This window comes from Pseudarthrobacter arbutini (assembly GCF_054510915.1).
Genome location: NZ_JBTNDQ010000002.1, coordinates 249,109 through 262,150 on the forward strand (window position 1 = coordinate 249,109; position 13,042 = coordinate 262,150).

Annotated in this window: 12 protein-coding genes and 2 pseudogenes; 4 read left to right on the forward strand and 10 right to left on the reverse strand. The window is 67.6% G+C overall.

What is annotated here, in order from left to right; genetic code table 11:
* The first annotated feature begins 41 nt into the window (after positions 1-41).
* From ligD to ACX80V_RS03240, 4 genes are all read left to right on the forward strand, one after another.
* Entirely contained in the window at positions 42-1,286 is a 1,245-nt protein-coding gene (gene ligD / locus ACX80V_RS03225) for a non-homologous end-joining DNA ligase (protein WP_485841918.1), read from the forward strand.
* Between the two features lie 107 nt (positions 1,287-1,393).
* Complete coding sequence (locus ACX80V_RS03230; RefSeq protein ID WP_485841919.1) at positions 1,394-1,612, forward strand: three-helix bundle dimerization domain-containing protein; 219 nt, start codon at positions 1,394-1,396, stop codon at positions 1,610-1,612.
* Positions 1,613-1,661: 49 nt separating this feature from the next.
* The gene (locus ACX80V_RS03235) at positions 1,662-2,354 is read left to right on the forward strand and encodes an alpha/beta fold hydrolase (protein ID WP_485841920.1); all 693 of its coding nucleotides are present in this window, start codon (positions 1,662-1,664) and stop codon (positions 2,352-2,354) included.
* A 108-nt stretch (positions 2,355-2,462) separates the two neighbouring features.
* Positions 2,463-3,665, forward strand: a complete 1,203-nt coding sequence (locus ACX80V_RS03240; protein ID WP_485841921.1) for a cation:proton antiporter — start codon at positions 2,463-2,465, stop codon at positions 3,663-3,665.
* A 208-nt stretch (positions 3,666-3,873) separates the two neighbouring features.
* On the opposite strand, the pseudogene ACX80V_RS03245 reads toward ACX80V_RS03240, so the two are convergent.
* From ACX80V_RS03245 to ACX80V_RS03290, 10 genes and pseudogenes are all read right to left on the reverse strand, one after another.
* A pseudogene (locus ACX80V_RS03245) lies at positions 3,874-3,993 on the reverse strand (DUF202 domain-containing protein); the annotation flags it as partial.
* Positions 3,993-4,374: pseudogene (locus tag ACX80V_RS03250) on the reverse strand (YidH family protein). The pseudogenes ACX80V_RS03250 and ACX80V_RS03245, both read right to left, overlap by 1 nt.
* Positions 4,375-4,466: 92 nt before the next feature.
* Positions 4,467-4,856 (reverse strand): carboxypeptidase-like regulatory domain-containing protein, encoded by a 390-nt coding sequence (locus ACX80V_RS03255; RefSeq protein WP_485841922.1) that lies wholly within the window; start codon positions 4,854-4,856, stop codon positions 4,467-4,469.
* Positions 4,853-5,926, reverse strand: a complete 1,074-nt coding sequence (locus tag ACX80V_RS03260) for a DNA polymerase IV (protein WP_485841923.1) — start codon at positions 5,924-5,926, stop codon at positions 4,853-4,855. Before ACX80V_RS03260 ends, ACX80V_RS03255 begins: the two co-directional genes overlap by 4 nt.
* Before the next feature lie 77 nt (positions 5,927-6,003).
* Positions 6,004-6,684 (reverse strand): SDR family oxidoreductase, encoded by a 681-nt coding sequence (locus ACX80V_RS03265; RefSeq protein WP_485841924.1) that lies wholly within the window; start codon positions 6,682-6,684, stop codon positions 6,004-6,006.
* Positions 6,684-8,165 carry an NAD-dependent succinate-semialdehyde dehydrogenase gene (locus ACX80V_RS03270; protein ID WP_485842055.1) on the reverse strand — a complete coding sequence of 494 codons (1,482 nt, stop codon included), beginning with the start codon at positions 8,163-8,165 and terminating at the stop codon, positions 6,684-6,686. The genes ACX80V_RS03265 and ACX80V_RS03270 overlap by 1 nt, the downstream gene beginning before the upstream one ends.
* A gap of 24 nt (positions 8,166-8,189) precedes the next feature.
* The gene (locus ACX80V_RS03275) at positions 8,190-9,377 is read right to left on the reverse strand and encodes an iron-containing alcohol dehydrogenase family protein (RefSeq protein ID WP_485841925.1); all 1,188 of its coding nucleotides are present in this window, start codon (positions 9,375-9,377) and stop codon (positions 8,190-8,192) included.
* Between the two features lies 1 nt (position 9,378).
* Positions 9,379-10,377, reverse strand: a complete 999-nt coding sequence (locus ACX80V_RS03280; protein WP_485841926.1) for an NAD(P)-dependent oxidoreductase — start codon at positions 10,375-10,377, stop codon at positions 9,379-9,381.
* Between the two features lie 25 nt (positions 10,378-10,402).
* Positions 10,403-11,923, reverse strand: a complete 1,521-nt coding sequence (locus ACX80V_RS03285) for an aldehyde dehydrogenase (RefSeq protein ID WP_485841927.1) — start codon at positions 11,921-11,923, stop codon at positions 10,403-10,405.
* 10 nt (positions 11,924-11,933) lie between these two features.
* A complete protein-coding gene (locus tag ACX80V_RS03290; protein ID WP_485841928.1) occupies positions 11,934-13,037 on the reverse strand; it encodes a mandelate racemase/muconate lactonizing enzyme family protein in 1,104 nt (367 codons plus the stop codon).
* Between the last annotated feature and the right edge of the window lie 5 nt (positions 13,038-13,042).

The following is a 13,042-nucleotide window of genomic DNA, read 5'->3' on the forward strand; positions in this document are numbered from 1 at the left end:
CGGGTCTGGCTGGGACATCCGATCGTTGCTAGCGTGGCGCCATGAGCCCGTCAAAGACCCCGGCCGAGATCCTCGACATTGCCGGCACCGAGGTTCGGATCTCAAGTCCGGACAAGATGGTGTTCCCCGAGCCCGGGCTGACGAAGCTCGACCTGGTCCGCTACTACCTCGCCGTCGCGGATGGTGCGCTGCGCGGCGCCGGCGGCCGGCCCATGGTGCTCAAGCGCTTCCCGAAGGGCATCGACGCTGAACCCTTCTTCCAAAAGCGCGTGCCCGAAAACCACCCCGCCTTCATCGACACAACAACGCTGCACTACGCGTCGGGGACATCAGCCGAGGAGGCCGTCATCCGGGATGCCGCGGGCTTGGCATGGGTGGTGAATCTTGGCTGCCTGGACCTCAACCCGCATCCTGTACGCGCTGAGGACCTTGAACACCCGGACGAGCTCCGGGTGGACCTCGATCCGATGCCGGGCGTTGACTGGGCCCAGATCGTTGATGTCGCGTATGTCGCGCGGGAGGTGCTCGACGACGCGGGGCTGGTGGGGTGGCCGAAGACGAGCGGATCGCGCGGACTGCATATCCTGGTGCGCATCGCGCCGCAGTGGTCGTTCCGCGAGGTGCGGCTCGCCGCCGAGACCCTCGCCCGCGAGGTGGAAAACCGCACTCCCGGCCTCGCCACCGCGCGCTGGTGGAAGGAAGAGCGCGGCGAGAGCGTGTTCGTCGACTTCAACCAGAACGCGAAGGACCGCACCGTGGCATCGGCGTACTCGATCCGGCCGTTGCCCAATGCCCGGGTTTCGACGCCGCTCACCTGGGCTGAGGTCCGCTCCATCCGGCCGGAACAGTTCACGGTCCGCACGGTGCCAGGGCGCTTCGCCGACGTGGGTGACCCCCACGCAGGCATCGACGACGCCGTCGGCACCCTCGATGGGCTGCTGGCTCTGGCGGCCGAGCTCGGCCCCGCTGAGAAGGCGCCCCGCAGCGGTGACGGCTCCGGCCGCCGGCAGTCGCTGATGCCGCTTATCGAGGTGGCCCGCACCAGGACCAAGCCCGAGGCGCTCGCGGCACTCGATGAGTGGAAGTCCCGGCACGTGGACCTCGTCCCGGCCCTGCACCCCGCCGATGTACTCGTCGACGGAATGCGCGGATCAAGCTCGCTCTGGTACCGGGTGCGGGTGAACCTGCAGCACGTCCCCGAACCGGAGCGTCCGCCACAGGAGGAGCTCATCGCCGACTACGACCCTTGGGCCGGCAAGGAGTGGCCCGGGCGCCCGGGATCCTGACACCGCAACGGAAACCGGACGTGCGCGCGTCGAGCGGGCTTCAGCGTTTCCCCCCATCTCTGCAAAATGTGATAGACGCCACAAGCCTTCGGCATCAAACTAGTTGGATGGAAGATACGGAGAAGCACGACACCATCGCCAAAGTCACCGACCTGCTCGCCGCACGCTATCCCGACGCACCCAGGCCGGTGGTCGTCCGGGTCGTCACAGAGGAATACGAAACGCTGGATGCCGGCCGGATCCGGACCTACATCCCGACCCTTGTCGAACACGGCGCCAGGAACAAACTCCACCGCGAGTTCCCCCGCCGCAACAGGGAAACCTGACGTCACGCCGAACCGCGGTTACACCCTTTCGAGAACAGGAGAAATCCCATTGTCCGAAGAATCAGTAAGGAACGTTGTCCTGGTGCACGGCGGCTTCGTGGACGGATCAGGATGGCAGGGCGTCTACGACCTGCTGACCGCAGATGGCTACACCGTCAAAGTCGTGCAGAACCCCACGCTGTCGCTCAGCGATGACGTCGCTGTTACCAAACGGGCCATCGCTGGGTGCGACGGCCCTGTGGTGCTCGTCGGCCACTCCTACGGAGGTGTCGTCGTTACGGAAGCCGGCACCGACGAGAAAGTCGCGGCCCTCGTCTACATCGCCGCATTCGCACCAGACTCGGGCGAATCCGTAAACACCCTCATCTCTGATCCCCCGCCCGGCGCGCCCGTTCCGCCGATCCTTCCGCCCCAGGACGGTTTCCTCTTCCTGGACCAGGAAAAATTTGCCGCTTCATTCGCGGCCGACGTGCCGCCCGCGCAGGCCGCATTCATGGCCGACTCGCAGGTCCCTTGGGGCGTCGATGCCCTCGAAGGAGCCATCACCCAACCTGCCTGGCGTTCCTTGCCCAGTTGGTACCTGATCGCCTCAGATGACCGGATGATCCCACCGGCCGCGCAACATGCCATGTCGGGACGAGCCGGTTCAACCGTGTCCGAAGTCGCGGCAAGCCACGCGGTTTATGTCTCACAGCCCCAAGCCGTGGCTTCAATCATCAAGGAGGCGGCAGCGGCCCGCTAGGCAAGCCGGCTGGGGACGTTTCCGCCGCGCGGGCCAATGCCGCCAATAGTGGCGGTAGCTTGGGATTACTTTTCCTTCGAAGCAGCCGAGGTACCGGAGGTACCGCCGATGCATGGCTTGTCGACGTCAATGGTTCTGATCGCCTTGCTGGCTATCGCAGCACCCCTTGCGGCCCGCTTCCTTGATCGAGTGGTCAAGGTGCCGATCGTGGTCTTCGAAATTGTCCTCGGAATCATGCTCGGCCCCAGCCTGTTGGGGTGGATCCAACCCGCCGAGTTCACGGATACGCTCGCCGATTTCGGGCTGGCCATGCTCTTCTTCGTTGCCGGCAACGAGATTGATTTCGCCCTAATCCGCGGCCGGCCCGCCAACCGTGCGTCTGCTGGCTGGGTCATCTCCTTGGCGGCAGGCATTGGCGCTGGCCTACTCCTGGCCCCCACGCCGGAGGCCGCCGTGATCATCGGAGTAGCCTTGTGTTCCACAGCTCTGGGTACGCTGCTGCCGATCCTTCGCGACGCAGGAGAATCGAAATCCCCGATCGGTATCGCGGTCACCGCACTGGGTGCGGTTGGGGGGTTCGGTCCTCTCGTTGCGATCTCGCTGTTCTTTAGTGGCAGGCAGTTGGGACCGGCAACAGCGGTGCTTCTCGGGTTTGTTCTCCTGACCGGCCTGGCGATTTATCTCGCGTCGCGCGCACGGCACTCACTGCTCCACTCCCAGGTCACCAGGACCCTCCACACCAGCGGCCAGTTCGCCGTCCGGTCCATCATCTTCATCCTCACCGTGCTCGTTGTGCTCAGCATGGTCGTGGGACTCGACATGCTGTTGGGTGCATTCGCCGCCGGAGTCCTCTGGAAAGTCGCCATCGCGCGCGCTCCCGAGCAAGACCGGAAAGTCATCGAGGCGAAAATCGACGCCATCGCTTTCGGATTCCTGGTGCCGGTCTTCTTCATCGACACAGGCATAGACTTCGACCTACGCGCGCTAACCGCCAGCCCCGCTGCGCTCGCACTGGTCCCCCTGTTTCTGCTCCTCTTGCTCATCATCCGCGGTCTGCCGTCGCTACTCGCTGCTCCCCCAAAGTCCAGCCGTGCCGACAAACGGGCCATCATCCTGTTTGGTGCAACAGGATTGCCGATTATCGTGGCGGTGACAGGCATTGGCCGGGACGAGGGGCTTATCTCAGGCGGAATCGCATCCGCGTTGGTCGGAGCAGGAATGCTCTCGGTACTCCTGTTTCCGCTGCTCGCACTCCGCCAGCATCAACGCAGACCATCAGGGACGCCGGCCCGGCAGAATGAAAGCCCCTAGGAGACCGGACGAGGAGGCCCGCGCGCTCAGCGTGCGCCGGGCCAGCCGGTGTTGGCCTCCGCCAGGTAGGCGGGGCCGTGCCGCCGTGGGCGGCGTCAGGGCCACGGCGGAAATACCGGACGACGGCGGCAGCCGCCACGGCGCGGATCTCACCAAAGTTGTCGGCTGAGAGCCCGGCACGAGGACCCGGACGCTGGACGTTAGCAAATAGAGCCATGCTGATCCGGCCCCAGGAGAGCACCGTGCGTTCGGGTTGGAGCCCGGGGTCCTGGTGCGTGGGAGCAGCCGGAGCTCCCGGAGCTCCCGGTGCTCCCGGAGCTCCCGGCACTAGTTCAGCGCGATCAGGATGATCACGACGGCTGCGGTGACTGCCCCGCCCAGGCCAAGGAGCGGAACAATGAGCGGCAGGGGAAGAGGTATTCCGTGCCGCATGCTCGACTCGATGGAGACCCACCGCACTGCGGCGCCGGCACTGATCAGCATCCCGATAGCCACCAGGAGGACTGCCAGCGCTTTGCGCAAGGGTTCGGGGAAGGCCTCAATGGCAAAGGCTTCCAGCGCCAGCCCGCCGGCCAGGAAGGCCAGGGCCGTGCGGACCCAAGCCAGGAAGGTTCGCTCGTTGGCCAGAGTAAAACCGCGGGTCCGGCTCTACGCCGCCGGGCAGCACTCTGCGGGCCAACCAGCCGCGTCCTTGATCCGGCTCGGTCATTGTTCTCCTTAAGGCAAGGGGTTCCCCGTCGTATGCCGCCGGAATAGCTCTTGGATCGGTGCCGACATCTGCCGGCCCTGCCCGGATCAGGCTTAGCGAATCCCGCTGTCAACAACCAGCGTGATGTGAACGGGCCTGTCCGAGATGACCACCAGCTCGGTAGCCGTCGAAGCGTAGCCGCCGACGTTGGTCGCCCTGATCACATAACGACCGTCAGGCAGAGTCAGATGGAAGGCACCGGTGCTATCGGTTTGTGTTGAGCCCCGGACGGCGTCCCCGTCCAAGGCCACAACCGCGGCCCCTGATACTGGGCGCGGTGGACACTCCTGACCAACACGTTCGACGGGACAGACCGGGGCGGTCAGGACCACCCCGGCAACATCTCCGGAATGCCCCGTGACTGGACTGCTTGGACTGGTGCACCCGCACAACCACAGGACGGCGGCCAATAAAACCCAGACTGAACACTTCACCTCACTCACCAACCGCCTCGCGTAGGCGTATGTCCCTTTCGGGCATCGTCGGGCATAGCCATTTCGGCCCGCAGGCCCAGGAGCCGGATCGGACGGCCCGCTTCGATTCCTGCTGCGAGGTCCAAGGCCCTCGCGAGGATTTCCGCCCGGTCGAATGTCTCGGGAATCTTCCTTCCGTGGTTCTTGGTCACGAACGGCGCGTACCGAACCTTCAGAGTCAGTCCAACCACGGGCCGTCCTTCAGCCACAACATCCTCAAGGACACGAGCTGCCAGCTCCCTCACGGCGTCGTCCACCTGGGCGGGCTCGGTCAGGTCCCGCTGGAAGGTGGTCTCTCGGCTGTGCCCGCGGGCAACCCACGGGGTGTCGTCCACAACGCTGGCGCCGTCCCCGCGTCCGAGCTCCGCGTACCAAGGACCCATCTTGGGGCCAAACTCAGGAACCAGGTTCTGGGGGTCGGACGCGGCGAGCTCGGCCACTGTGTTGATGCCGAGCTTTGCCAGCCGGCCCGACACTTTGGTTCCGACACCCCACAGGTCCTTGGTGGGCCGGCTGCCCATAACGTCGAGCCAGTTCTCAGCGGTGAGACGGAAAACGCCGGCCGGCTTGCCGAAACCGGTGGCGACCTTGGCTCGGACCAACGTATCGCCGATGCCCACGCTGCAATGCAGCTGCGTTCGCTCCAGGACAGCGGCTTGCACGTGCCGGGCGTAGGCTTCCGGATTCTCTGTCTCAGTGCCCATAAAGGCTTCATCCCAACCCAGCACCTGCACGGTGGCGCCGGGCTGCGCGCGCAGCGTAGCCATCACCGTTTCAGACGCCGCGAGGTAAGCCTCCTGATCGACGGGCAGGATCACAGCGTCGGGCACTTTCCGGGCCGCAATGCGTAAGGGCATTCCGGAACCCACACCGAACGCCCTGGCTTCATAGGATGCGGTCGATACCACCGCTCGTTCCGTGGGGTCCCCCCGACCGCCGACAATGATCGGCTTCCCCGCAAGCTCCGGCCGCCGGAGCACCTCGACCGCCGCGATGAACTGGTCGAGATCGACATGCAGCACCCACCGGATTCCGCTCACGCCACCAGTCTGCCCTAAACATCCCTGCCAAGCATCGGCCTCCACCGGGCGTGGCCTCTGATCCCACTGATGATCGACTAAAAGGCCTGACCCGTGGCCCGTATCGCCACTTCTGAGACGTCGACGCCGGCGGGCTGGGACAAAGCCCAAAGAAACGCCCCGGCCACGGATTCAGGTGCGATGGCGGCGTCGGGCGCTTCCTTCCACAGCGGTGTGTCCACGTGGCCCGGGGCCATGTGCAGTACCCGGACCCCGGTGCCCACGAGCTGCTGGCGGAGCGATTCCGCGTAGCCGGTGACAGCCCATTTGGTGGCGGTGTACAGATTGCCCGAATACACCTTGCGGCCGGCCGTGCTGCCCATCAGCACGAAGTGGCCGCGGTTGGTGGTGAGCTCCGGGAGCGCAGCCTTCGCCAGGACTGCCGGGCCGTAGACGTTGGTGAGCACCATGTCCCGCCAGCGCTCCGGGTCGCCGTCCGCCAGGTCGCCGGGAGCCGAGAACCCGGCATTGGCCACCGCGACGTCGAGGCCGCCCATAGTTTCCACCGCGGCAGCCACGGCGACGCGCGTCTGATCCCAGTCCCCGGCGTCGGCCACAGAGCCGTGGACAGGCCCGAGTCCCAAACAGGAGTCAAGGAACTCCGCCAGCCGTCCGGCGTCGCGCCCTGTGGTGAACACGGTGTGCCCGGCGCGGAGGGACTCGCGGACCAGGGCGGCACCGATCCCGCTGGTGCCGCCCGTGACGAGGATGCGAAGCATCAGGAAGGGTCCGCGATGCCGATGTAGCGCGTCTCGAGGTACTCCTCGATGCCTTCCGTGCCGCCTTCGCGGCCCAGGCCGGACTGCTTGACGCCGCCGAACGGGGCCGCCGGGTTGGACACGATGCCGGTGTTCAGGCCGAACATCCCCACGTCCACCTTTTCGGAGAGCCGCAAACCGCGGTTGAGGTCGCGGGTGTAGGCGTAGGCCACCAGGCCGAACTCCGTGTCGTTGGCCAGCGCGATCGCCTCGGCTTCGGTCCGGAAGCTGACCACCGGCGCCACGGGTCCGAAGACCTCCTCCTGCAAGATGCGCGCAGTGGCGGGCACGTTGCTCAGGACCGTGGGCGGGTAGAAGTACCCGTCACCGTCCGACGGCGCTCCGCCGGTGAGTGCCGTGGCTCCCCCGGCGACCGCGTCCCGGACCAGTTCGTCCACCTTCGCCCGGCTCTTGGCATCGATCAGCGGCCCGATGTTGGTGCCTTCCGCCGAGCCGCGGCCCTGCTTCAGGGAGGCCATCCGTTCCGCGAGGCGCCGGCTGAACTCGCCGAGCAGCGATTCGTGCACGATGAAGCGGTTGGCCGCCGTGCAGGCCTCACCCATGTTCCGCAGCTTGGCCAGCATGGCGCCGTCCAGGGCGGCATCCAGGTCGGCATCCTCGAACACCAGGAAGGGCGCGTTCCCGCCGAGTTCCATGGAGGTCCGCAGCACCTGGTGGGCGGAGTCGGCAATAAGCTGCCGACCCACGCCGGTGGACCCGGTGAAGGAGAGCTTGCGGAGGCGGCTGTCCCGGATCAGGGGTCCGGTCACCTCGCCAGGACGGGTGGTGGGGATGACGTTCAGGACACCGGCGGGCAGGCCGGCTTCCCGGAAGACTTCGGTGAGCAGCAGCGCCGTCAGCGGGGTCAGGTTGGCCGGCTTGAGCACCATGGTGCAGCCCGCGGCGATGGCCGGCGCAATCTTGCGGGTGGCCATGGCCAGCGGGAAGTTCCACGGCGTGATGAACAGGCACGGGCCCACGGGGCGCTTGGTGACCAGCAGCCGGGACTTGCCGTCCGGGGCCGTGGAGTAGCGGCCGGAGATGCGGACGGCTTCCTCGGAGAACCAGCGCAGGAACTCGGCGCCGTAGGCCACTTCGCCGCGGGATTCGGCCAGCGGCTTGCCCATTTCCAGGGTCATGGCCAGGGCGAAATCATCCGCCCGGGCGGTGACCAGTTCGAAGGCGCGGCGCAGGATCTCGCCGCGTTCGCGCGGCGGAGTCGCCGCCCAGGAATCCTGGACCCGGGCCGCGGCGGCGAGGGCGCGGTCGCCGTCGGCCGGGGAGGCGTCGGCGATCCAGGCCAGGGTGGCACCGGTGGAGGGATCTTCGACGGCGGACGTGCCGCCGTCGGACGCGTCCGTCCATTCGCCGTCGATGAAAAGCTGCGTCGGCAGTGTCGCGAGGAACTCCCGCTCTTTGTCGGTCACGGACGTTTCGGCCAGGGCGGGGGCAAGGGTGTTTTCCACTTAGAGCGCTTTCTCGAGGATCGTGCGGATTTCGACGGCGGTGGGCGGCACCGGGGTGTTGTTGATGACGGCGTCGGCCAGGGTGTCCTCCACGAGCGAGTCGAGGTCCGCTGCCGTGACGCCGAAATCGGCCAGCCGTGCGGTCATGCCTACTTCGCGGGCCAGGGCGGCGACGGCGGTGACGGCCGCCTCCGCGTTGGCCTCCGCCGTGGCTGCCGTTTCCCCTACGCCCAGCGCGAAGGCGAGGCGGGCGGTCCGGTCCAGGCGGTTGCGGAGGTTCAGCCGCAGCACGTCCTCGATCACCAGGCAGAGGGCGAGGCCGTGCGGGATGTTGAAGCGGCCGCCCAGCGGGTGGGCGATCGCGTGCACCAGGCCCAGGCCGGTGTGGGAGAAGCCGACGCCGGCAATGTGGGACGCCAGGAGCAGCTGGGACCTGGCTTCGATGTCGGTGCCGTCGGCCACGGCGCGGGGCAGGAATTCGGCCACCATGGACACCACCTGCAGGGCGATGCCGTCGGAGTAGGGGTTCTGCCGGATGGACGAGTACGACTCGATCGCGTGCGTCAGGGCGTCCATGCCGGTGGCGGCCGTGGCTTTCGGCGGCAGGCCCAGGGTCAGCTCCGGGTCCAGGACCGCGGCCTTGGGCAGCGCGGATTCGTGACCCACGTAGAACTTGCGGTGGGCCTCGACGTCGGTGACCACACCGAAGGCGTTGACCTCGGCGCCGGTGCCGGCCGTCGTCGGGACCGCCACGATGGGCAGCGCCGCGTTGGCGAAGTGGTTGCTGTAGTCCAGGCCGGCCCCGCGGGCTGGGTTCACGGCGCCCAGGGATATCCCCTTGGCCGCATCCATGGAGGAGCCTCCGCCCACCGGGACCAGGACGTCCACGCCGGATTCCGCGGCCAGGTCGGAGCCGGCGTCCACGCACGTGGTGGTGGGGTTGGGGGTGACGCCGTCGAACACCGTGACCGAGAGTCCCGCAGCCTCGAGCGAGGTGCGGACGGCGGCCACGACGTCGGTGGTGGCGAGGAACGGATCCGTGACGATCAGTGCCGACTTCCCGCCCAGCGCGGCCACGATGCCGCCCACCTCGGCCACCCGGCCACGGCCGAAGTACGCGGTGGGTTTGGGGTCCAGGGTCAGTTCGGTGGAGGCGAGCTCCGCATGGATCTGCATCCGGGTGTGCATGTCAGGCTCCTTCTGCCGGGGTGGCCTTGGTGGCGGCTGCGGTCCGCAGCTGCACGCCGATGGCGTCTTCGTAGAGTTTCACGGGGGTCATTTCGCCGGCTTTGTCGCCGTAGAGGGCCTTGGCCCTCCGGTAGAGCTGCTCCACCAGGGACGACAGTTCCACGGGGACGCCCACCGAGCGGGCCAGGTCCACCGACAGTCCGAGGTCTTTGCAGGCCAGGGCGATGGCGAAGCCCTCGTCGTAGTCGCCGTGGTTGAGGATGGACAGGACGTCGTTCTGGACGAAGTTCGAGTTGGCCGGGCTGGCGATGAGGGCCTGGCGCAGGACTTCGAGGTCCACGCCGGCTTTGACGCCGATGCTCAGGACCTCGGCGGTGGCCACGAGGTGGGAGAACCACAGCTGGTTGATCATGAGTTTCACGGCGTAGCCGGCGCCGTGGCCGCCCACATGCTGGATCCGTTCGGGGTCGCCCATGGCTTCGAAGACAGGGCGGAGGCGTTCGACGTCGGCGCCCTCGCCGCCGATGAAGATCTGCAGCATGCCGTTCGCGGCGCCTACCGACATGCCGCTCACGGGGGCGTCCAGGACGCGGATGCCGTGGGCGGCGCCGGCCTCACGGACGCGGTTGGCCACCTCGGGGACGGAAGTGGACATGTCCACCCAGGTGCCGCCGTCGGGCAGTCCGTCCAGGATGCCGCCCGGCGCGAGGGCCACCGTCTCGACGTGCTTGGGCGTGGGCAGCATGGTGATGACGACGTCGGAGCCGGCGGCGACGGACGCGGCGCTGTCCGCCCACTCGGCGCCGTTGGCGAGGAGTTCCGCGGCGGATTCCTTGCGGACGTCGTTGACGATCAGCTGGAAGCCGGCGGCCTGGAGGTTCCGGGTCATGCCGGACCCCATGTTGCCCAGGCCGATAAAGCCGATGCGGGCGGTTCCGGGCAGCAGGGGCACTTGCGCTGGAGCCGCGGCGGCGGAGAGGGTGTGGGTTGTTGCAGTCATTTGCGGGGGTCTCGCTTCCGGGAGGTCAGGCGTCGTCCAGGGCGGCGTCGCCCAGGTTGATCCAGGTGGTTTTGAGGGCGGAGTAGGCGTCCAAGGCGTGGAGGGAGCGGTCCCTGCCGAATCCGGATTCCTTGAAGCCGCCGAAGGGCGTGATGATGTCCGCGACGTCGAAGGTGTTCACCCAGACGGTCCCGGCGCGCAGTTCGCGCGCCGCAGTGTGGGCCTTGGTGATGTCCTGCGTCCAGACGCTCGCGGCGAGCCCGTATTTGCTGTCGTTGGCCATCCGGATGCCCTCGGCGGCGCCGCGGAACGTGCTGACGGCCAGGACCGGTCCGAAGATTTCCTCCTGGCCGATGCGCCCGGCGTTGTTGACGCGGTCCAGGACCGTGGGCTCCAGGTAGAAGCCGTTTTCGACGCCGGCCGGCCGGACCCGGGTGCCGCCGGTGGCGACGCTGATGCCTTCGGATTCGGCGATTCCGTAGTAGCCCAGGATGCTCTCGAGCTGCCGGTCATCGATGATGGCGCCGATCTGGGTGGCGGGGTCCAGCGGGTCGCCGAGCTGGAGCGAGCGGCCCACCTTGATGACCTCTTCGAGCAGTTCGTCGTGGACACGTTCGTCCACCAGCAGGCGGGAGCCGCCGTGGCAGGTCTGGCCGGCGTTGTAGAAGATGCCCCAGGCGACGGCGGACGCGCACGCGGCGATGTCGCCGACGTCGTGCAGGACCACCTGCGGCGACTTGCCGCCGAGCTCCAGGGCCACCTGCTTGCCGTTGGATTCGGAGGCGTAGCGCTGGAAGTACCGGCCCACCTCCGGGGATCCGGTGAAGGTGATCTTGTCCACCTGCGGGTGGCGGCCCAGGGCGGCGCCGGCCACTTCGCCAAGGCCGGGGGTGACGTTGAAGACGCCGTCGGGGACGCCGGCCTCGGTGGCCAGTTCGGCGAGGCGGAGGGCGCTGAGGCTGGTCTGCTCGGACGGTTTGAGGACCACGGAGTTGCCTGCGGCGAGGGCCGGGGCAACTTTCCAGGCGGTAATGATCAGCGGGTAGTTCCAGGGCACGACGGCGCCGATCACGCCGAGCGGTTCGCGGGAAATGATCGCGAGGGCGTTGCGCGGGGTGGGCGCGACGTCGTCGTAGACCTTGTCCAGGGCTTCGGCGTACCAGCGGAACGTGCGGGCACAGCTGGGGACGTCGACGCCGAGGGCGTCGCTGATCGGGTGGCCGCTGTCGGTGGATTCGAGCAGCGCGAGTTCCTCGAGATTTTCGAGAATCAGGTCGGCGAGCCGGGTAAGGACCTGCTGGCGGTGGCGCCGGTCGGTTCGCGACCATGCCCCGGATTCGAAGGCCCGGTGGGCCGCCTGCACGGCGTCGTCGACGTCCTGCTCAGCCGCAGCCGCCACGTGGGCGGTGACCGAACCGTCCCGCGGCGACACTGTGGGGAAGGTGTCGCCGCTGCGGGCGTCCCGGAAACCGCCGTCGATGTACAGTCCCGTGGCCGGGCGCTGGGCGGCGGCCCGTACGATCCAGTCGTTCTTTGTTGCTGTCATTGCCTGTTCCTTAGACCGAGTATTTCTTGACGGCGTCGTAGTCGATGACGGCGCCCAGACCCGGCAGGTCCGGGACCCGCAGCGAACCGTCGCTGTCGATGTCCAGCGGCTCCATGAAGAAGTCGCGGCGCTCCGGGGTCCAGCCGGGCGGATCATAGGGGAACTCCAGATAGGGTCCGGCGTCCACGCCAGCAGCCACGTGCAGGTTCGCCAGCAGTCCGAGGCCGTTGCTCCAGGTGTGCGGGGTGAAGAAGCGGTGTTTGAGGTTGGCGGTTTCGGCCACCTGGCGCGCCCGGTACATGCCCACGGCCAGCGCCACGTCCGGCTGGTAGATGTCGTAGGCGTCGGCTTCGATCAGGGCCATCATTTCGCTCATGCTGCGGACCATTTCGCCGCCGGACACCTGGATGCCGGTCTGCTCGCGGACGCGCTGCGCGCCCCTGATGTCGGCCTGCGGCAGCGGCTCTTCCAGCCAGCGGACGTCGAGTTCGGCCAGCTGGGCGGCCAGCCGGTGGACCTTGGCGAGTTCCAGGGCCGGTTCGATGTCCCCGCTCATGCGCCACATCTGGTTCAGGTCCACCATGAGGTCGAAGCCGCTGCCCACGGCTTCGCGGGCGGCGCGGACGGATTCGAGGCCCTCCTCGAGGCGGTCGCGGGAGATGCGGATCTTCATGGCCTTGAAGCCGCGGTCCTTGGCTGCGAGCGCCGACTCGGCACGGGCGGCCGGGGCCATCAATTCCCCGGAGGAGGCGTAGGCCACCAGCCGGTCGCGGGCACCGCCGAACAGGGTGGCAACCGGGAGGCCGGCCACTTTGCCGATGATGTCCCAGAGCGCTGCTTCGAGGGGCCAGTAGCGGCCGCCATGGAAGTTGATCGTTTCGATCCGGCGGACCTGGTTAAGGATGGCCATCGGGTCGGTGCCGATGAACAAGTGCTCGTAGGCTTCGAAGCCGTCCATCGTGTCGCCGGAGCCGACGCCAGTGATGCCTTCGTCCGTCTCCACCTCCACCAGCGTGGCCGGGAACGAGGTGCGGGGTTCCGGGTCCCAGGCGGCGTTGAACGGCGGGTCCAACGGCAGGACCATGCGGGTCAGCCGGATTGCGGTGATCTTCATTGCAG

Bases quoted from the DNA above. Each gene is read 5' to 3' on its own strand.
- ligD (WP_485841918.1), top strand. From the start codon at position 42: ATGAGCCCGTCAAAGACCCCGGCCGAGATCCTCGACATTGCCGGCACC.
- ACX80V_RS03230 (WP_485841919.1), top strand. From the start codon at position 1,394: ATGGAAGATACGGAGAAGCACGACACCATCGCCAAAGTCACCGACCTG.
- ACX80V_RS03240 (WP_485841921.1), top strand. From the start codon at position 2,463: ATGCATGGCTTGTCGACGTCAATGGTTCTGATCGCCTTGCTGGCTATC.
- ACX80V_RS03265 (WP_485841924.1), bottom strand. From the start codon at position 6,684: ATGCTTCGCATCCTCGTCACGGGCGGCACCAGCGGGATCGGTGCCGCC.
- ACX80V_RS03275 (WP_485841925.1), bottom strand. From the start codon at position 9,377: ATGCACACCCGGATGCAGATCCATGCGGAGCTCGCCTCCACCGAACTG.
- ACX80V_RS03280 (WP_485841926.1), bottom strand. From the start codon at position 10,377: ATGACTGCAACAACCCACACCCTCTCCGCCGCCGCGGCTCCAGCGCAA.
- ACX80V_RS03285 (WP_485841927.1), bottom strand. From the start codon at position 11,923: ATGACAGCAACAAAGAACGACTGGATCGTACGGGCCGCCGCCCAGCGC.
- ACX80V_RS03290 (WP_485841928.1), bottom strand. From the start codon at position 13,037: ATGAAGATCACCGCAATCCGGCTGACCCGCATGGTCCTGCCGTTGGAC.